Source organism: Streptococcus sp. FSL L8-0526 (assembly GCF_038007145.1).
Classification (GTDB): Bacteria; Bacillota; Bacilli; order Lactobacillales; family Streptococcaceae; genus Streptococcus; species Streptococcus thermophilus.
Genome location: NZ_JBBOWP010000001.1, coordinates 589,838 through 608,637, shown reverse-complemented (window position 1 = coordinate 608,637; position 18,800 = coordinate 589,838). Strand labels below are relative to the sequence as shown.

At 39.4% G+C, this 18,800-nt stretch carries 19 protein-coding genes and 1 pseudogene; 5 read left to right on the top strand and 15 right to left on the bottom strand.

Annotation, left to right across the window (positions count from 1 at the left end; all coding sequences use genetic code 11):
- Positions 1–44 precede the first annotated feature (44 nt).
- Both scrK and NSQ85_RS03340 read right to left on the bottom strand, forming a co-directional pair.
- Positions 45–938 (bottom strand): fructokinase ScrK, encoded by an 894-nt coding sequence (scrK, locus tag NSQ85_RS03345; protein WP_179973991.1) that lies wholly within the window; start codon positions 936–938, stop codon positions 45–47.
- 183 nt (positions 939–1,121) lie between these two features.
- The gene (locus NSQ85_RS03340) at positions 1,122–3,023 is read right to left on the bottom strand and encodes a sucrose-specific PTS transporter subunit IIBC (protein WP_179973992.1); all 1,902 of its coding nucleotides are present in this window, start codon (positions 3,021–3,023) and stop codon (positions 1,122–1,124) included.
- 189 nt (positions 3,024–3,212) lie between these two features.
- Between NSQ85_RS03340 and NSQ85_RS03335 the strand changes: the two genes are divergently transcribed.
- Positions 3,213–4,655, top strand: a complete 1,443-nt coding sequence (locus tag NSQ85_RS03335) for a sucrose-6-phosphate hydrolase (protein ID WP_179973993.1) — start codon at positions 3,213–3,215, stop codon at positions 4,653–4,655.
- 8 nt (positions 4,656–4,663) lie between these two features.
- Positions 4,664–5,629 carry a LacI family DNA-binding transcriptional regulator gene (locus NSQ85_RS03330; RefSeq protein ID WP_179973994.1) on the top strand — a complete coding sequence of 322 codons (966 nt, stop codon included), beginning with the start codon at positions 4,664–4,666 and terminating at the stop codon, positions 5,627–5,629.
- A gap of 89 nt (positions 5,630–5,718) precedes the next feature.
- Here NSQ85_RS03330 and nusB read toward each other — a convergent pair whose 3' ends face one another.
- From nusB to uvrA, 11 genes are all read right to left on the bottom strand, one after another.
- Positions 5,719–6,153, bottom strand: a complete 435-nt coding sequence (gene nusB, locus NSQ85_RS03325) for a transcription antitermination factor NusB (protein ID WP_179973995.1) — start codon at positions 6,151–6,153, stop codon at positions 5,719–5,721.
- Positions 6,146–6,535 carry an Asp23/Gls24 family envelope stress response protein gene (locus NSQ85_RS03320; protein WP_002951891.1) on the bottom strand — a complete coding sequence of 130 codons (390 nt, stop codon included), beginning with the start codon at positions 6,533–6,535 and terminating at the stop codon, positions 6,146–6,148. Before NSQ85_RS03320 ends, nusB begins: the two co-directional genes overlap by 8 nt.
- A 70-nt stretch (positions 6,536–6,605) precedes the next feature.
- Entirely contained in the window at positions 6,606–7,166 is a 561-nt protein-coding gene (efp, locus tag NSQ85_RS03315; RefSeq protein WP_179973996.1) for an elongation factor P, read from the bottom strand.
- A gap of 112 nt (positions 7,167–7,278) precedes the next feature.
- Entirely contained in the window at positions 7,279–7,734 is a 456-nt protein-coding gene (locus NSQ85_RS03310; RefSeq protein ID WP_002951893.1) for a deoxycytidylate deaminase, read from the bottom strand.
- Between the two features lie 18 nt (positions 7,735–7,752).
- Complete coding sequence (locus NSQ85_RS03305; RefSeq protein WP_179973997.1) at positions 7,753–8,814, bottom strand: M24 family metallopeptidase; 1,062 nt, start codon at positions 8,812–8,814, stop codon at positions 7,753–7,755.
- A gap of 877 nt (positions 8,815–9,691) precedes the next feature.
- The gene (locus NSQ85_RS03300; protein WP_232087326.1) at positions 9,692–10,432 is read right to left on the bottom strand and encodes an ATP-binding cassette domain-containing protein; all 741 of its coding nucleotides are present in this window, start codon (positions 10,430–10,432) and stop codon (positions 9,692–9,694) included.
- 187 nt (positions 10,433–10,619) lie between these two features.
- Positions 10,620–10,772, bottom strand: a complete 153-nt coding sequence (locus NSQ85_RS03295; protein ID WP_179972274.1) for a hypothetical protein — start codon at positions 10,770–10,772, stop codon at positions 10,620–10,622.
- Between the two features lie 190 nt (positions 10,773–10,962).
- Positions 10,963–11,142 carry a bacteriocin gene (locus tag NSQ85_RS03290; RefSeq protein ID WP_232086242.1) on the bottom strand — a complete coding sequence of 60 codons (180 nt, stop codon included), beginning with the start codon at positions 11,140–11,142 and terminating at the stop codon, positions 10,963–10,965.
- Between the two features lie 148 nt (positions 11,143–11,290).
- Entirely contained in the window at positions 11,291–11,530 is a 240-nt protein-coding gene (locus NSQ85_RS03285) for a hypothetical protein (RefSeq protein WP_232086241.1), read from the bottom strand.
- Between the two features lie 191 nt (positions 11,531–11,721).
- Positions 11,722–11,964, bottom strand: coding sequence for a DUF3923 family protein (locus tag NSQ85_RS03280; RefSeq protein ID WP_232086240.1), 243 nt, complete (start codon positions 11,962–11,964; stop codon positions 11,722–11,724).
- Positions 11,965–12,057: 93 nt separating this feature from the next.
- Positions 12,058–14,883 carry an excinuclease ABC subunit UvrA gene (gene uvrA / locus NSQ85_RS03275; RefSeq protein ID WP_179973998.1) on the bottom strand — a complete coding sequence of 942 codons (2,826 nt, stop codon included), beginning with the start codon at positions 14,881–14,883 and terminating at the stop codon, positions 12,058–12,060.
- 302 nt (positions 14,884–15,185) lie between these two features.
- Here uvrA and NSQ85_RS03270 point away from each other — a divergent pair, with 302 nt between their 5' ends.
- The 3 genes and pseudogenes from NSQ85_RS03270 to NSQ85_RS03260 all read left to right on the top strand — a co-directional run bounded on the left by NSQ85_RS03270 (position 15,186) and on the right by NSQ85_RS03260 (position 17,870).
- Positions 15,186–16,130 (top strand): magnesium transporter CorA family protein, encoded by a 945-nt coding sequence (locus NSQ85_RS03270; protein ID WP_179973999.1) that lies wholly within the window; start codon positions 15,186–15,188, stop codon positions 16,128–16,130.
- Between the two features lie 70 nt (positions 16,131–16,200).
- Positions 16,201–16,872: a DUF1129 domain-containing protein gene (locus NSQ85_RS03265; protein ID WP_179974000.1), complete on the top strand. Its 672-nt coding sequence runs from the start codon at positions 16,201–16,203 to the stop codon at positions 16,870–16,872.
- 116 nt (positions 16,873–16,988) lie between these two features.
- Positions 16,989–17,870 (top strand): annotated as a pseudogene (locus tag NSQ85_RS03260) (DUF4300 family protein).
- A gap of 125 nt (positions 17,871–17,995) precedes the next feature.
- Here the strand turns inward: NSQ85_RS03260 and rpsR are convergent.
- Complete coding sequence (rpsR, locus tag NSQ85_RS03255; protein WP_000068665.1) at positions 17,996–18,235, bottom strand: 30S ribosomal protein S18; 240 nt, start codon at positions 18,233–18,235, stop codon at positions 17,996–17,998.
- Positions 18,236–18,276: 41 nt separating this feature from the next.
- Positions 18,277–18,795, bottom strand: a complete 519-nt coding sequence (locus NSQ85_RS03250) for a single-stranded DNA-binding protein (RefSeq protein WP_179974001.1) — start codon at positions 18,793–18,795, stop codon at positions 18,277–18,279.
- Positions 18,796–18,800: the final 5 nt, after the last annotated feature.

The window sequence follows — 18,800 nt, the reverse complement described above, 5'->3', positions numbered from 1 at the left end:
AAACGCCTTAAGATCATGTCTTAAAGCGATTTTACATATTTGGGTTATTTGCGTGAGTATTTGTCAGCTACATCTTTAGCAAGTGCAAAGTTACCAAGTGTCGCAGATCCATTATCTGAAACAGCCGGTGTCACAATATACTCAGTCACGTCTGGCACTGGAAGGTAACCATTCAACAGAGCTGTGAATTTTTCACGGACACGGCGAAGCATGTGTTCTTGTCCCATAACACCACCCCCAAAGACAATAATCTCTGGGCGGTAGAGCACAGTTGCTTGGACAGCAGCTTGAGCAATGTAGTAAGATTGAACATCCCAAACCTCAGAGTTTTGCTCAATCAATTCACCACGAATACCTGTACGGGCTTCAAGCGATGGACCAGCAGCCAAACCTTCCAAACATCCGCGGTGGAATGGACATGTTCCGTTAAATTCATTGGCAATATCTTTTGGGTGAAGTGGTACATAGACGTGACCCGCCTCAGTATGACCTAAGCCACCAATGAATTCTCCATTTTGAATAGCACCAGCACCAATACCAGTTCCGATAGTGTAATAAACAAGACTCTTAACACCTTTACGAACAAGTGTTTCACCATAAGCAGATGAATTCACATCAGTCGTAAAGTAAAACGGAATATTAAATTCCTTAGCGATTAAACCAAGAAGGTCTATGTTTGACCAGTGTGGTTTTGGCGTTGAAGTTACAAAACCATATGTTTCTGAATTTGGATCAACATCTATCGGACCAAATGAACCAATAGCGATTCCTGCCAACTGATCTTCATAACGTTTGAAAAATTCAACCGTATGATCAATTGTTTCGTAAGGTGTAGTTGTTGGGAATTGAGTTTTTTCAATGACTTGGAATTTCTCATCACCAACAGCACAAACAAACTTTGTACCACCAGCTTCCAAGCTTCCGTATAGTTTAGCCATATGTAAAGCTATCTCCTTTTATGATTAATAAATAACTATCTTGTCACTATTATAAAGAAAATCAAGATAAAAGACAATCTAAATAAAAGCATATTTAAGCTGCTACCAACTTGGATTCATATCACTCTTCTTTATAAAACATTCAACTAAAAAAGCCGAAACAGCTTCGACTTTTCTAGCTTATTATTTAACTGCGATGAAGTCATCACCCTCAGCAACTGAACCAGTTGCTACTGATGAAACATCTTCGTAGTCTGCAGTGTTTGTAACGATAACCATAGTTGTATCGTCAAGACCTGCTTCAGTGATAACTGAGCTATCGAAGGTAGCCAAGACATCACCTTTTTTAACACGTTGATTTGCTTGAACCTTAGCATCAAATCCTTTACCGTCAAGTGAGACAGTATCGATACCGATGTGGATAAGCACTTCAGCACCTTTATCAGATTTAAGACCGTAAGCGTGACCTGTTGGGAAGGTAATTTGCACTTCACCATCAAATGGTGCAACAACTCGGTTACCTGAAGGTTTGATAGCGGCACCTTTACCCATAGCTCCTGAAGAGAAGACTGGGTCATTTACATTTTCCAAAGCTACAACTTCACCTTTAAGTGGTGCAGCAATTGTTTCAGCTTGCAATGCAACTGGAGCAGAACCTGCTGAGGCGATATCTTCAGCAACAACTTCTGTTTGAGCTTCAACCTCTTCCTCTTTATATCCAAAGATCCAAGTAAGAGCGAAACCAAGAGCAAGTGTTACAAGTACCATGATTACATACTTAAGTACTTGACCATTTAGGTAAAGAAGAGTACCAGGAATGATTGTTACACCAAATCCTGTACCAGCAAGGTTAAGGATTGATGCCAACCAACCACCAGCAGCACCAGCGATAAGACCCATGATAAATGGTTTACCGAAACGAAGGTTAACCCCGAAGATAGCTGGTTCAGTGATACCAAGTACTGCTGAAAGACTTGCAGGGAAAGCGAGAGCTTTCAACTTAGAGTTTTTAGTTTTAACACCAACAGCGAGTGTTGCACCAGCTTGAGCAGTCATCGCAGCTGTGATGATAGCGTTAAGTGGGTCTTTACCTGTATTAGAAATAAGGTTAGCTTCAAGCAAGTTAAAAACGTGGTGAACCCCTGTAACGACGATAATTTGGTGAATACCACCTAGAACAAGACCTGCAAGACCAAATGGCAAGGCAAGAATCCACTCTGTACCAGCAAGTACGTAGCTCTCAACGGTGTGGAAGGCAGGACCAATGATAAAGAGGGCCAAAGCTGACATCACAGCAAAGACAACAAGTGGACGCAAGAGAAGGTCAAGAACATCTGGAACCCATTTACGAACCCATTGTTCAAACTTAGCACCAACCAAACCTACGAAGAAGGCTGGAAGGACTGAGTTTTGGTAACCAACTACTGGAATAAAGTCAAAGAAGTAAATTGGTTTTGCAGCACCTGATGCAACATCCCAAGCATTTGGAAGAGCATTGTTAACCATCATCAAACCAAGAACCAAACCAAGAAGTGGTGAACCACCGAAAACGTTAAAGGCTGACCAACAGATCAAGGCTGGGAAGAAGGCAAAGGCTGTATCTGTCAATACAACTGTATAAGTATAGAAATCAGTAGCAGCGAAGGCTTTAGATGTTGTACCAAAAAGAGCAAGAACTGTATCGTTATTGATGGCTCCACGGATACCCATGAAAAGACCAGTCGCTACGATAGCTGGAAGCAATGGAACGAAAACGTCACCGAATGAACGGATGGCACGTTGGAACCAGTGTCCTTGTTTAGCAGCTTCTGCTTTTTGTTCGTCTTTAGATGCTGTTGGAAGACCTTGAGCAACGACTTCGTCGTAAATCTTGTTAACAGTACCTGTACCAAAGATTATTTGGTATTGACCTGAGTTAAAGAAAGCACCTTGAACTTTTTCAATATTTTCAACTTTTTCTTTATTGATTTTGTTTTCATCTTTAACCATAACACGTAGACGTGTCGCACAGTGAGCAACACTTATAACATTTTCACGTCCACCGAGGGCTTCGATGACTTCTTTTGCAATTTGTTTGTAATCCATTTGCAAAATTCTCCTTAATAAAATTTGTTTTTGAAAACGTTTCGCTTTTTTTACGATATTAATTTTAACATCTTTCTGTCATATGTCAACCGTTTAGCATATTTTTTTATTTTCTTATTATAAATCGTTGATTTTTCTAGGTAAAACGTTTACTATATTACTAACAAATAAATTAGGAGATTACTAAATATGAATCTACCAACAGAAGTTCGTTACCGTCCATACACAGATTGGACAGACGGAGAAAAAACAAAGATTAAAGAGAATGTTGGCAAATCCCCTTGGCGTGCAAGCTACCATATTGAACCAGAAACAGGACTTCTAAATGACCCAAACGGTTTTTCTTACTTTAATGGTAAGTTCCAACTTTTCTATCAAAGTTGGCCATTTGGAGCCGCTCATGGTTTGAAACAATGGGTTCATACTGAATCTGAAGATTTGGTTCACTTTACAGAAACTGGTGTCAAACTCTTGCCAGATCATGAAAATGACAGCCACGGTGTCTACTCAGGTTCTGCTTATCAAATCGGTGATAAACTTTTTATCTTCTATACAGGTAATGTCCGTGATGAAAACTGGATTCGCGATCCACGTCAAATCGGTGCCTGGATGGATAAAAACTACAAAATCAAAAAAATCGACAAGGTTCTTATCAAAAAACCTACTGACGTTACTGAGCACTTCCGTGACCCTCAAATCTTCGATTACAAGGGACAATTTTATGCTATCATAGGTGCTCAAAACCATAATAAACAAGGTTTCATCAAATTTTACAAAGCAGTTGATAATGATGTCGAAAACTGGGTTGAGGTTGGAGACCTCGACTTCGGTGGCACTGGCTCAGAATACATGATTGAGTGTCCAAATCTTGTCTTTGTAGATGGCAAACCTGTTCTTCTCTATTGCCCACAAGGTCTTGATAAAGCTGAACTCGACTATAACAATATTTATCCTAATACTTATAAGATTTTCCAAGATTTCGACCCTGAGAAAGCTGCCCTTGTTGGTGGTACACCAATCATCAACTTGGATTACGGGTTCGAAGCTTATGCTACTCAAGGATTTAACACTCCTGATGGTCGTGCGCTTATTGTTAGCTGGATTGGTCTCCCAGACGTGGACTATCCAACTGACAAATACGACTACCAAGGTGCTTTGAGCTTGGTTAAAGAATTATCTATCAAAGATGGAAAACTCTACCAATACCCAGTAGAAGCTATTACAAGCTTACGTACTAGACAAGAAGATTTCTCTGAAAAAACGGCAACAACTAACACTTACGAGCTTGAACTTAACTTCCAAGCTAACACTCAAACAGAACTTGTCCTCTTCGCAGACCAAGAAGGAAATGGCTTATCACTTACCGTTGATACTGCAAAAGGAAAAGTTATCCTTGACCGTTCTAAAGCTGGCGAACAGTACGCTACAGACTTTGGCACAAGCCGTGAATGCACTCTTGATGCCGGACAAGCTGCAACAGCAAACATCTTTGTAGATAACTCAATTGTTGAAATTTTCTTCAACAAAGGTGAGAAAGTCTTCACTAGCCGCGTATTTCCAGGTGCAGAACAAACTGGTATCAAAGTAGCATCAGGGAACGTTTCTGGTCACTACTTCGACTTAGAATACTAGGGTGGTTTATGGTCGCAAAGCTTACTGACGTTGCCGAACTGGCTGGTGTGAGCCCAACCACAGTTTCCCGCGTCATAAACAAAAAGGGCTATCTCTCACAAAAAACCATTGACAAAGTACACGCTGCCATGCAGGAGCTGAATTACAAGCCTAATAATTTGGCTCGAGGTCTCCAAGGAAAATCAGCCAAGCTCGTTGGCTTGATTTTTCCAAATATTTCCAACATTTTTTACGCTGAGCTTATCGAACGACTTGAGGACGAGCTCTTTAAGCAAGGTTATAAAACCATCATTTGTAACAGTGAGCATGATCCCAATAAGGAAAAGGACTATTTGGAAATGCTTTCCGCCAACCAATGTGATGGTATCATCTCGTCTTCTCACAATCTTGGTATAGAAGATTATGAAAAGGTTGAAGCTCCTATCATTGCCTTCGACCGTAATCTGGCCCCAAAGATTCCTATTATCTCATCTGATAACTTTGAAGGAGGAAAATTAGCCGCAAAAACCTTGGCCAAGGCCGGTTGTCAGCGTATTGTCATGATTACAGGTAATGATAATTCAGATTCCCCAACTGGACTACGTCAACTTGGATTTAATTACGAATTGAATAAACAGGGTATTGTCTGTCCTGTCCCAAACGATTTATCTATCATGCGACGAGAATTAGAAATCAAATCTATTATTTGTCGTGAAAAGCCGGATGGTATCTTTGTCTCAGATGATTTAACAGCTATCTTAGTTATAAAAGTAGCTAGACAACTAGAACTTTCCATCCCAAATGACTTAAAAATCATCGGTTACGACGGTACTGCCTTTATCCGACACTTCTATCCAGAGCTAACAACCATCCAACAGCCTTTGGATGAAATTGCTAAACTTTGTGTCGAAATTCTATTGAAGAAAATCAAAGGCGAAATAGTCAGTCGTGATTATGTGCTACCAATAAATTTGATTTCTGGTGCCAGTATATAAATAAAAGTCGCAAGAAATCTGTACTTGCGACTTTTTCTTGAGCTTAGTTATCAAAAAAAGAAGTTGAAACAGCAATCAACTTCTTTTTCTTATGCTTCGTCTGTCACGAACTGACTAAGAACACCATTAATGAACTTAGCAGATGTTTTATCAGAATATTTTTTAGCAATTTCAATAATTTCATTGATAGCCACACGTCCTGGTGTCTCTTCAAAAGACGTGATTTCATAAAGCCCCAAACGAAGGAGGGTACGGTCTGTCATAATCAAACGTGAGAGACTCCAACCTTCTTTCAATTTTTCTTCAATTTGACTATCCAGTTGAGGCAACTCTTCACGAACACCTGTTACTAGACTAAGTAAAAAAGATGGTAGATCAACTTCTGTTTCTTCATCAATTGGCTTGTCGTAAGTGTAAGCAAAATAGGCTTGATCTAAAGCTTCGCCACCAAACTCCAGGGCAAACAGCGTTTGAAAAGCACGCTCACGAAGGTCACGACGTGAATCTTTAAAGATATCAGTCATTCAAAAAATCCTCGTTAAACAATTCAGCCAAGTCTGGTTTTTGTGACTTTTCAGTGACAATAGATTCAACGTGAACGTTTACTTCTGAAATTAACACTTCGGCCATATCGTAGACAGCTGTTTTAATAGCTTTTTGAATTTCAATTGAAACCGCAGGCACATTAACGCCATACTGAAGGGAAACGTAGATATCAACGTTTACTGTACCATCTTCCTCAGTTTGAAGATAAACACCACGTCCCAAGCTTGTTTTGCTGAGACCATCCGTAACGTTTTTGTTTTGAAGGGCGTAAACACCGTCCACTTTAGTTGCAGCGATACCAGTAATCACCTCAAGAACACGAGGGGCAATTACGATTTCACCGATATTTTCTGTAGTCATCGCATATTTCCTTTCCGTTAGTTTGGAAAATAAAGCTTTCAAACCAGTGGTTTGAAAGACTTAGTTAGGCTTAGGCACGTGATTCGTAAGTACCATCAGCTGTGTTGATAACCAATTTTTGACCAGCTTCGATAAAGTCTGGGACGTTAACCACAAGACCAGTTTCAAGTGTTGCAGGTTTACCTGAACCTGTAACTGTTGCACCTTTGATTGATGGTTGTGTTTCAGTAACTGTCAATTCAACAGTTGTTGGTACTTGCACACCGATAACTTCTGTTCCGTAGAATTGGATTTTTACGTCTGAGTTTTCAAGGATAAATTTCAATTCTTCTTGAACGTTGACTACTGGAATTTCATATTGATCATATGTTTCAGTGTTCATGAAGTATGCAGTATCATCCATTTGGTACAAGTATTGTGCTGGTACTGTTTCGATGATCGCTTGTTCAAATTTCTCTTCTGGACGGTAGCTGGTGTCAAAAGTTGAACCTGAGCGAACATCACGCAATTTCATACGCATGATTGTGTTACCTTTACCAGGTTTGTGGTGACTAGCTTCAAGAACTTTGAGCAATTTGCCATCATTTGTTACGAAAGTCATACCCGCACGGAGTTTACTTGCTTCAATCATTATTAAATACCTCTTTGTAAAAATTATTATCAGTTTATTTTACCATAAATGACAGCATGGCTCAAATATTTTATAGAATCAAACCTAAACCCTAGGATTTTCCAAGGAGAATCTAGTCATCCATCCCCAAGTGTACCTCTGGAACATCATGTTGCACATAAGAGACTCCCTTTTGTTCCATCAACTCAATCGCAAAGGCGTGGGGGCGATAATTAGCCTTATAAGTAATCTTAACAACGCCAGCCTGAAGGAGAGCTTTAGTGCAGTTAATACAGGGGAAATGCGTCACATAGATTTCTGTATTTTTAGTAGAAATCCCCTCTTTGGCACACTGGATAAGAGCGTTCATCTCCGCATGGACCGTACGAATACAATGACCATCTTCCATGTAGTGACCTACCTCATTACAGTTATCTGCCTCAGAGACTCCACCGTTATAACCTGTAGCAATAATACGCTTGTCCTTGACCAAAACAGCACCAACAAAAGCACGATCACAGGTAGAACGCTTAGAAATCAGCTCTGCATTAGCCATAAAATAGTCTTGCCAAGATAGACGGTTTGTCATAAAGTATTCCTCCAAATCTTAGAGCACAATCAATTCCTTAGGTGCAAGCGTAATCACTTCGCAACCATTCTCAGTAATAATGATATCATCTTCAATACGAACACCGTATTTGTCAGCCAAATAAATACCTGGTTCATCCGTCAAGACCATACCAGCTTCGATAGTCTCATCAGAATTACCGAAGTAAGGAATCTCGTGAATGTCAAGACCGATACCATGTCCGATACCATGTGTAAAGTAATCACCATAACCCGCTTCAACAATAACATCACGCGCAACCTTATCATAATCACGACGCGTCATGCCAGCTTTAGTTGCATCAATCAAAGCTCGATTTGAACGTAAGACGATATCATAAATTTCACGCTCCTCGTCAGTCGTTTCACCAATATGGATAGTACGAGTCATATCACTAACATAATGATTGTAGTAACAACCAAAGTCCATAGTCAAAGTTTCTCCTGACTGGATGACCTTGTCTGAAGCAACACCGTGAGGCATAGCTGAACGGTAACCTGAAGCAATGATAGACTCAAAGGAAATACCTGAAGCTCCATATTCACGCATACGGAAATCTAGGAAGTTAGCCACTTGTAGTTCTGTTGTTTGACCTGGTTTGATAAAATCAAGAACATCTGTAAAGGCACGATCTGAGATAGAACAAGCCTTACGGATAGTTGCCAATTCTTTCTCATCCTTAATCATACGCAACTCTTCCATGAAGTTGGTTTGCGGTAACAAGGTATAGCCTTCAAAAATCGCTTGAAGAGCTTGATAATAAGCGAATGACACCTGATTGTCAAAGCCTATTGTCTCAAGTTTATCTACCTCGACAAATTTAACGATATCTTTTAGTGGATCCTTACTTTCGATAATATCAAAGCCGTGTACAGATTGTTTGGCAATAAGCGTATAACGTGAATCAGTTAAAAAGAGACGACGATTTTTCGTAATGAAAACAGTCGCATTTGTCCCCCAGAAATCCGTCAAATAGTAAATATTATTTTGTCCTGTCACCAACAAGGCATCTAGGCCTGATTGGGCAAGTTTAGCATCAAATCGCTCAAGTCTACGTTGCATTTGAATGACCCCTTTGTATTTTAGGTTAATTATATCAAATTTTCAGATTTTAAAGAACGAAGTTGATGCTTTGGCGTGTTTTTTTGATGGCATTAATAAAAAGCCAGATGAAACTCTGACTTTATAAGTACTATACATAGGCTCGCTTTTCGTAAATGGCTGGCGTCAAAAGGAGCAAAAATAGGGTTCAAGCAAACAAAACAAAGGCATCACGAAGACTAAAGAACTGTTGACCACTAGTAAAGACCGCTCGCATAAAACTCAACGGAACGTAAGTCATTAGATTAGTCATAGTATCTCCTAAACTAGCCAAATAGAGTGTAAAGAAGGTCATTCCTGTTACCCTGTTACAAAAGCTGTTAAGGTATTCTTTAAAAGTAAGATAATCAAAGTTGAAACCATATAAATAAAAGTCCCATAAGCTAGAAAATAAACATAGATTTGTCTGACATAAACCCACAAAGGAAAATCGACATGCTGCACATAGTACTTGTAAAAAATCAACTCTAAAACCAAGATAGTAGCTGCAAATATAGATAAAATAAGGAAGCTCAGAAGCTTTCGGAGAATCACTTCCCGACCAGATAAGTCACTCACCCGAATCATATTAATCGTTCAATTCTGAAATTCTCTTCCCAAACTGGATAAAGCTAAGTAAGCAAAGACAATATCCACCACACCATGATAGAATAGCTAGCTAAAATCGCAGATAGTCCAAGATAAGATCCCTTATAACCATCACATAAGATAACAATCGCACCAATCAGCCCTAGCAATACAAGACAACTAAAGGCACTCTTTGTAACACATTCTTGCTTTAAAAATACCGTTTTCAATTTAGTCGCCATTAAAAAGTACCTCACTCAATCCCGATTTTTCATATGTGAAAAAAATTTGTGAAAAAAATTCCCCCTTGTCCCAAAACCTGTTTGATCTTTTCTATTCCTTTAACCAGAATATCATTCTTTTGACATTCAAAAGCAAGGTCATTTAGTTTTAGCAGGGTCATCAAAGGTTTCATGCTTAAATCCTCAGTGTAAATTTTATATTTGGCATTCGCATCATCATCCAAACAAATCAATTTGTGATTCTTCAACAAATAGTTTTTTGTACAACCCTGTTCAAGATTTGATAAGATGTGACTGGAAATAATAAAAGTTAGACCATGATTTTTAGCTAGCCTTTCAATCAAGATTAAAATACTATTGATACCATTAGGATCCAAGCTATTGGTAGGCTCATCAAGAAGAATAAATTCATCTGATGCAATTAAAGCAATAAACAAACCTACACGTTGCTTCATACCCAGGGACAACTTGGAAGCCTTGCGTTTGAGATAGGTTGCTACCTCTAAATCTTCTTTATAGCAATCAATCGATGAATAATCTTTATGATAAAGCCTGCAATAAAACTTAAGGTTAGCTTCAACCGTCATGTTGGGATATAAAGCTGGAGCTTCAATCAAGGCACCCTCAGTTTTAGTATTTAAGTCAGTAGTTCCATTAGGTCTCTCTAAGATACCCGAAATTAATTTCATTAAGGTCGTCTTTCCTGCACTATTATTGCCAATCGGACCAGCAATATCCCCCTTTTTCAAGGTTAGAGAGATATTATCCAAGACAGATTGCTTTCCAAAATTGTAGTTTACCCCTCTACCTCTAGTACTGTCATGTATTTCCTTTCTTTGCTTAATTATATTTTAAATGTAAATCTTTAACATCCAAGTGAACTATTCACTTGGGCGATGAAAACTTATAACAATTCTTCTTTATTAATTCTCATAAACATAAATATTTTCCAATATGCTATCTTATTTTTCTTAGTTTTAGAATCTCAACCGCAATATAACTTACATTCCTTACTCCATAGCCAATATCATATGGTACATTTCCTCCAACAATTTCAGAAAGCTTATCAATAGACAAACCATCAAATTTCTTCATTGTCATTACATCCATATAAAATTCACCTTAACCTCTAAATCCATCTACAAATCCATGGCCAAAATCATAGATAGTGTGCCTAACAACCCCAATTCCATATCCTACAGATCAGTAGACACTTCCTCCAAACACTGTTTCTAAATCTTTAACATCAACTTTTTGAAATTTATTCTTCATATTCTCTCCTGTCTTTAATTAACAATAACTACCACGCTTGACGAAAACTTTTTACAAATTCATTAATAACGTACTTGCCATATTTTCCCGAATTGAAACCACCAGTAATTTGCTCCAAGTCGGCATCAGATAACACCTTAAATAATTGTTTTTCCTCTAATATTGCAAGACTCCTTTCTAAGTTAAACCATAAAGTTAGCTCTCTCATAATGACTCTTACACCCCCTGTTCAAGCTATGAATCCATTATAAAAGCTGAATAAAATAAAAAATAGTGATGTAAATGTTACCCTGCACAAGAAAAAATGAAAACAAAAAAAAGACTGAGTTAGTAAGCTCAGCCTAAAGCTAGTAAAATCATCTTTCCTTGTCCTTACTAGCTAGTCTAAGTGCAAACAAAGAGACAGCCAATGAAAGTGTTGCCCAGACAAGGCTATGGTCAATAAAAGCGATGCCTTCTGTAAAACTTGAAGTAGCATTCATCATTACAATAAATAGCCATACAATCACAATAACAAGGGTCAACCTATTAATAAGATTTACTCTTTGTTTATCCATATTTTTCTTCTCCATATCTGGTCCTTTCAAAGGTGTCATTCTAATCTCTGATAACTCTAAAAACAGCTGTTCTTGAGTAATCTTTTAGATAAGGTTTAAAGCTAAAAAATACAGCTACTCTCTTATTTTTAGCAGCTAACTTTACAGAGCTTGACTTTATTATAGAATCTCCCTTATCAAAAAAATAGTGACATAGATGTCACCATAAATAGCTACGAAAAAACAAGTACTTATATGACTTGTCCAACAATCTGCTTATTTTTACGATGTCTCATAATAAGAAACAAAATCATTTCAAAAAGGAGAAAACTAACATAAACTCCCGAAACGTAAAGTAAGGTTTGCCATTTATCTGTTGTTGATTCAAAACGACCATGATGATCAACTGTACGAATACTAATCAAAAGACAAATATCTAGAAATAGGACTAGAAGAATACCATTAAATCCTATGAAAAAACGCTTTTCAACCATAGTGTGACTCCTTTGTTTTTTCTTAACCGTAGAATAGCAAATTCAACTTAAACCAGCCTAAAGCAAAAAAAGACTCAGAGAGCCCTTTTCACTTTATTTCAATTTTTCTTTCAAATATTGTCCTGTATAGCTTTTGGGAACGGTTACTACCTCTTCTGGAGTCCCTGTAGCTACGATAGTACCTCCACCAATACCACCTTCAGGACCCAAATCAATGATATGGTCTGCTGTCTTAATAACATCCAGATTGTGCTCAATCACGAGAACCGTGTTACCATCGTCCACAAAACGCTGAAGCACCTTCAAGAGACGAGCAATATCATCTGTATGGAGACCAGTCGTAGGCTCATCGAGAATGTAGAAAGACTTCCCAGTAGAGCGTTTGTGAAGTTCACTAGCCAGTTTCATACGCTGTGCCTCACCCCCTGATAGGGTTGTTGCTGATTGCCCCAAAGTCACATACCCGAGCCCCACATCCTTGATTGTCTGCACCTTACGAGCAATCTTAGGGATAGCCGCAAAGAAATCAACCGCGTCATCAACTGTCATATCCAGAATTTCAGCAATATTCTTCCCTTTATAACGAACTTCTAAGGTCTCAGAATTATAGCGTGTGCCATGGCAAACCTCACAAGGTACATAAACATCAGGCAAGAAGTGCATCTCAATCTTGATAATCCCATCACCAGAGCAGGCTTCACAACGGCCACCTTTGACATTGAAAGAGAAACGTCCCTTCTTATAACCGCGAATCTTGGCCTCATTGGTTTGAGCAAAAAGATCGCGAATATCGTCGAAGACGCCTGTGTAGGTTGCAGGGTTGGAACGTGGAGTACGCCCGATTGGACTTTGATCAATATCAATCAAACGCTCGATATTCTCGATTCCAGTCACCGATTTATGTTTCCCAGGTTTCTCACTGTTTCGATTTAGCTCTTGGGCAATCTTTTTCTTGAGAATACTGTTAACCAAAGTTGACTTTCCAGAACCAGAAACGCCTGTCACTGCGATTAATTTTCCAAGTGGGAACTTGACAGACACATTTTTAAGATTATTTTCACTGGCTCCTTTAACCTCGATAAAACAGCCGTTTCCTACACGGCGTTCCGTCGGTACAGGAATTGATTTAGCACCTGACAGGTACTGACCAGTAATTGATTTCTTATTTCTAGCAACTGCTTCTGGGGTTCCTGAAGCTATGATTTGTCCACCAAAGGCACCGGCGCCAGGTCCTACATCGATAAGCCAGTCAGCTTCACGCATGGTATCTTCATCATGCTCCACCACAATTAAGGTATTGCCCAAATCACGCATCTTTTTAAGACTTGAAATCAAGCGATCATTATCACGCTGATGAAGACCTATAGAGGGCTCATCCAAAACATAAAGGACTCCAGAAAGGTTGGAGCCAATCTGTGTCGCCAAACGGATACGCTGACTCTCACCACCTGAAAGTGTTCCGGCCATACGAGAGAGAGTCAAGTAATTAAGGCCGACATTGTTTAAGAAAGTCAGACGATCCTTGATTTCCTTGATAATTGGACGGGCAATCAATTCTTCATTCTCACCTAATTCAAGGCGATCTATTTCTTGAAGATGATCAGAAATAGACAGCTCAGAAATTTGACCAATATTTAAGCCATCCTCACCACCAACACGAACCGAGAGTGCTGCTTCGTTAAGACGATAGCCATGACAAGTTGGACATGACAGTTCATTCATATAACCACGCATGACATTGCGGGTGAAATCACTGTTAGTCTCATGATAGCGTCGATTGATATTAGTCACAACCCCTTCAAAAGGAATGTCAATATCACGCACCCTACCAAAATCATTAACATAATGGAAATGGAACTCGCGGTCACCAGATCCGTAGAGAATCAAATCTTGTTCTTCTTTTTTAAGATTTTCAAATGGCGTATCCATATCCACGCCAAACTGTTCCATGGCCTGCTCAAGCATGGCAGGATAGTAGTTGGATGAGATAGGATTCCAAGGCGCTAGTGCACCTTCACGCAAGGTCTTACTAGGGTCAGGAATGACCAAATCAATATCAACTTCTAGTTTATTTCCTAAACCGTCACAGGTCGGACAAGAACCAAATGGCGCATTGAAGGAAAAGAGACGCGGCTCCAACTCAGGCACTGTAAAACCACAAACTGGACAAGAATAATGCTCCGAGTAGAGCAATTCATTATCATCCATAGTATCCACAATCAAGTAGCCATCCGCTAAACGTAGCGCTGCCTCGACTGAGTCAAAGAGACGACTACGGATACCTTCCTTATTAACCAAACGGTCCACAACCACCTCAATATTATGCATCTTCGACTTGGATAGCTCAGGGACTTCCGTCACATCGTATATCTCACCATCCACACGAACACGAACATAACCGTCCTTCTGCACGCGCTCAAAAATCGCCTTGTGTTGCCCCTTTCGACGACGGACAATCGGCGCTAAAATCTGCATACGTGTCCGTTCAGGAAGGGCTAAAACCTCATCTACAATCTGTTCCACTGATGACGACTTAATGGCCCCATGCCCATTGATACAATAAGGCACACCCACACGCGCATAAAGGAGACGAAGATAGTCATTAATCTCCGTTACAGTTCCCACAGTCGAACGAGGGTTCTTACTCGTTGTTTTCTGATCAATGGAGATGGCAGGACTCAAGCCATCAATCGAGTCCACATCAGGTTTCTCCATATTTCCCAAGAATTGGCGGGCATAAGCTGAGAGACTTTCAACATAACGGCGCTGACCCTCTGCATAAATTGTATCAAAAGCCAAAGAAGACTTACCAGACCCCGACAACCCCGTCACGACGACGAGCTTGTCACGAGGAATCTCTACATCAATATTTTTTAAATTGTGAGCTCTTGCTCCGCGAATCACTAACTTATCTTGCATATTTTTAAGAGGCCTAGCCCTAAAGCCACTGCCACTCCTTTCTACAGACGGATGGGAACACCATCCCTAGTTTCTCTCATAATTATAACAAAATTTCAATTTATCCAACCCAAAAATGTTTCAAATATAGTATAATGGTTGAGTGTGCAAAAAAGGCAAAGAGAATAGTCTCTAGGCCTCAATTGATATCACTAAAAAGCTAAGAGCTGCTTATTTATCTGACTTTTTCTGGTCCAAAAACGGACAAGACATTTTCAGATAATGACGCCAACACTTAACGAATGACAAAGGAGGGGTTCCCATTGAAACAAATGTTCTTATCCACCGGAAAAGAATTGAAAGAAATTGAAACATTCGAGCCTGGTGCTTGGATTCATTTGGTAAACCCTTCCCAGGAAGAAGCCTTAAAGGTTGCAGAACGTTTTAACATTGATATCCAAGATCTCCGCGCCCCTCTGGACGTGGAAGAAACATCACGTATCGATGTCGAAGATGACTACACCCTAATCCTGGTCGACATCCCCACCCAAGAAGAGCGTAATAACAAAAGTTATTACGTTACCATTCCATTGGGTATCATCGTTACCGATGAGGTAGTCGTAACTACCTGCCTCGAGAACACCAGCCTTATGGACGACTTCCTCAATCACCGTGTACGTAACTTCTATACCTTCATGAAGACACGCTTTGTCTTCCAAATTCTCTATCGCAATGCTCAACTTTACCTAACCGCCCTACGTTCTATCGACCGTCAAAAGGATAAATTGGAAGCTCAGTTGGAAAATTCGACAAAGAATGAACACTTGATTGACATGATGGAATTGGAAAAATCCATTGTCTATCTAAAAGCCTCACTTAAGATGAATGAGCGAATTGTCAAAAAACTAACAGGTAACGCCTCTAGCTTGAAGAAATATATTGAGGACGAGGATCTCTTGGAAGATACCTTAGTCGAAACCCAACAGGCCATTGAGATGGCAGGCATCTATGAAAATGTCTTGAACGCCATGGCCGAAACCTCAGCCTCTATCATCAATAACAACCAGAACACTATCATGAAAACACTCGCTCTCATGACTATGGCTCTGGACATCCCAACCGTTATCTTCTCCGCTTACGGTATGAACTTAAAAAACAATTCTATGCCACTAACCGATTTAGATAACGCCTTTTGGATCATTTTCTTCATTGCGGCTTTCGGGTCATCTTGCGTTGTTATCTACTTTATCAGAAAAAAATGGTTCTAACATAGAGCCCCCTCTTCTTTTCTCTAAACTTCAACACTAAAAATAATATTAATTATCGAAAGGTCATCTCATGGACATCCAAAAACTCACCAAGAAAAACCAAGAATTTATTCATATAGCAACTAACCAACTTATCAAAGATGGTAAGTCAGACCAAGAAATCAAAGATATCCTTAGCGATGTTATTCCTGTACTTATCAAAAATCAGAAAAAAGGAATCACAGGCCGTGGATTCCTTGGTGCTCCAACTGTTTGGGCAGCTAGCTTCTCTACTGAAAAGCACCAACAAGCTGTTTCTGGAAAACCTAGCAAAGAAATTCCAGAAACAGACAAAACTCCTTGGAAGATGTGGCTTGATACCTCATTATTCCTTCTATCCATTGTTGCTATTATGAACGCAATCTTTGGTTTCTCGGGAACACAAACAAGCTACGGCCTCACAACCCTTCTTTCAGTCTCATTTATTGGTGGCCTTGCTATGTATACCCCTTACCACTATATCTATCGTCATAATAACAAACCAAAAGAAGAACGTCCTAAATGGTGGTTTAGCATGACCATCATTACACTTTCTTTCATTGCATGGTTTGCCCTCTTTAGTCTTACAGCCCTTCTTCCAACTTACCTCAATCCTGGGCTTTCTCCAATTGTAACCCTTATTATTGGTGTTATCGCTGGTGTTGCCAAATATTTCTTCAAACGTCATTACAACGTTCAAAGCACTTACGCACCAGTATCTTAATCAACCGATACCTCAAGCACCCATAAGGGTGCTTTTTTACGTCAGAAATCTTGACACAGCTGGCTGTTCTATACTAAAATATTAAAGCTAATAGACAAAAGAAAGAACTCCAATAGATGCGAATCAAATTTCCTTTACTTATCATCTCTTGCGGCCTATTACTGATAGCTTGCGGCCACAAGACTAGTCAAAAAAGCTATCATGCTTACTATAATTTCAACAATGTGACAATTCCAACTCAGGTAAAGCAGCTAGCTAAAGATTTAAAAAGCAAGGGTATTCCAACAAAAGACTGGGATAATCTAGTTCCTTATATCAACCGCTATAATCAGGAAAACACAAATCTTCAACCTATTGTCAAAAAATGGACCACAAGCAAAATTGGTAAGGATCAAAATCAATTTGTCACCTTTCTTAACGAAAAAACTTTTGAAAATAATAAATCTCACTTCACCGATGATTTGAACTGCCGACGGACGTCCTTCCTCATCCTTCATGACCTCATTACAAGTTCGAAGGACCTTACTAAACTGGACCTCTCCCTTCAAAATGAATTTCTTGATCTCAAGTCCCGTCACAAAGAACTAAATGCCAAGGATTAAGCTCTCTACAGCCTCCTCTTTGGGGATAATATCAGCTACCAGTCTACAGATGACCTCCTGAAAGCTTGGAAAGAAGCTGGACTCAAGTTTCCAGAAAATATAAAACTCCTCTCTGTCTTTCAAAATAGCCCTGGTGATGTTAGTAACTTCCATACAGCTATAGCTTACGAAAAAGATGGTAGTATCTATGTTTTTGAAAAACAAGATCCAACACTTCCTTACCGCTGAAGTCGTTTCAACAATTGGTCCGATATCAAAACACACTGGCTAGGCAATCGTTTCAAGGTTTTCAAAGACAATGTTGATATCCTCGTTAATAATCAGAAATTTGATGATTTCTTAGAAAATACATTCTTTATACCACAGAACAACCAACTAGTTCCTCAAGATAAATGAGAAGACCAGTTGGTTTTTCTTTTACCCTAAAGCACAAGATTAAATCTCTCCACTCTTAGCCCTAGAAATGACAAAAATCTACAAAACTAAGACAGAAAAAACACCCTCAGATGAGGGCATTATTTTTAATCTTCGTTTACGTAAGGCATAAGTGCCATAACGCGAGCGCGTTTAATAGCTGTTGTTACTTTACGTTGGTTTTTAGCTGAAGTTCCTGTTACACGACGTGGAAGAATTTTACCACGTTCTGAAACGAAACGGCTAAGAAGCTCAGTATCTTTGTAATCAACATATTCGATTTTGTTAGCTGCGATGTAATCAACTTTTTTACGGCGTTTGAATCCGCCACGACGTTGTTGAGCCATGTTTATTTCTCCTTTATATATTTAATTCGTTTTGCCCATTCTTAGAATGGAAGATCGTCATCTGAAATATCCATTGGATTTGAATTACCAAATGGACTTTCATCACGACCGAAGTTTGGTGTAGATTGTGCAGGTTGTGATTCACCAAACGAATCACCAGTGGAAGCTCCACCACCGAATGAATTTGAGTTATCAAATCCTCCAACATTGTATGAACCACCACTATGACCTTCACGTGCCGCACGGCTTTCCAACATTTGGAAATTATCAGCGACAACTTCAGTTACGTAAACACGTTGACCTTGTTGATTTTCATAGTTACGAGTCTGAATACGACCTGTAATTCCAACCAATGCACCTTTCTTAGCCCAGTTAGCCAAATTTTCAGCCTGCTGGCGCCAGATAACACAGTTAATAAAGTCAGTTTCACGTTCACCATTAGCACCTTTAAAGTTACGATTAACCGCAAGGCTGAATGTTGCAACAGCAACATTACTTGGTGTGTAACGAAGTTCCGCATCACGGGTCATGCGACCAACAAGTACGACATTATTAATCATAATTT

What these genes read in the sequence shown, in the direction of transcription:
- scrK (WP_179973991.1), bottom strand. Translation starts at nt 938, where the DNA reads ATGGCTAAACTATACGGAAGCTTGGAAGCTGGTGGTACAAAGTTTGTT.
- NSQ85_RS03340 (WP_179973992.1), bottom strand. Translation starts at nt 3,023, where the DNA reads ATGGATTACAAACAAATTGCAAAAGAAGTCATCGAAGCCCTCGGTGGA.
- NSQ85_RS03335 (WP_179973993.1), top strand. Translation starts at nt 3,213, where the DNA reads ATGAATCTACCAACAGAAGTTCGTTACCGTCCATACACAGATTGGACA.
- NSQ85_RS03330 (WP_179973994.1), top strand. Translation starts at nt 4,664, where the DNA reads ATGGTCGCAAAGCTTACTGACGTTGCCGAACTGGCTGGTGTGAGCCCA.
- nusB (WP_179973995.1), bottom strand. Translation starts at nt 6,153, where the DNA reads ATGACTGATATCTTTAAAGATTCACGTCGTGACCTTCGTGAGCGTGCT.
- NSQ85_RS03320 (WP_002951891.1), bottom strand. Translation starts at nt 6,535, where the DNA reads ATGACTACAGAAAATATCGGTGAAATCGTAATTGCCCCTCGTGTTCTT.
- efp (WP_179973996.1), bottom strand. Translation starts at nt 7,166, where the DNA reads ATGATTGAAGCAAGTAAACTCCGTGCGGGTATGACTTTCGTAACAAAT.
- NSQ85_RS03310 (WP_002951893.1), bottom strand. Translation starts at nt 7,734, where the DNA reads ATGACAAACCGTCTATCTTGGCAAGACTATTTTATGGCTAATGCAGAG.
- NSQ85_RS03305 (WP_179973997.1), bottom strand. Translation starts at nt 8,814, where the DNA reads ATGCAACGTAGACTTGAGCGATTTGATGCTAAACTTGCCCAATCAGGC.
- NSQ85_RS03295 (WP_179972274.1), bottom strand. Translation starts at nt 10,772, where the DNA reads ATGGATGTAATGACAATGAAGAAATTTGATGGTTTGTCTATTGATAAG.
- NSQ85_RS03290 (WP_232086242.1), bottom strand. Translation starts at nt 11,142, where the DNA reads ATGAGAGAGCTAACTTTATGGTTTAACTTAGAAAGGAGTCTTGCAATA.
- NSQ85_RS03285 (WP_232086241.1), bottom strand. Translation starts at nt 11,530, where the DNA reads ATGACACCTTTGAAAGGACCAGATATGGAGAAGAAAAATATGGATAAA.
- NSQ85_RS03280 (WP_232086240.1), bottom strand. Translation starts at nt 11,964, where the DNA reads ATGGTTGAAAAGCGTTTTTTCATAGGATTTAATGGTATTCTTCTAGTC.
- uvrA (WP_179973998.1), bottom strand. Translation starts at nt 14,883, where the DNA reads ATGCAAGATAAGTTAGTGATTCGCGGAGCAAGAGCTCACAATTTAAAA.
- NSQ85_RS03265 (WP_179974000.1), top strand. Translation starts at nt 16,201, where the DNA reads ATGGACATCCAAAAACTCACCAAGAAAAACCAAGAATTTATTCATATA.
- rpsR (WP_000068665.1), bottom strand. Translation starts at nt 18,235, where the DNA reads ATGGCTCAACAACGTCGTGGCGGATTCAAACGCCGTAAAAAAGTTGAT.
- NSQ85_RS03250 (WP_179974001.1), bottom strand. Translation starts at nt 18,795, where the DNA reads ATGATTAATAATGTCGTACTTGTTGGTCGCATGACCCGTGATGCGGAA.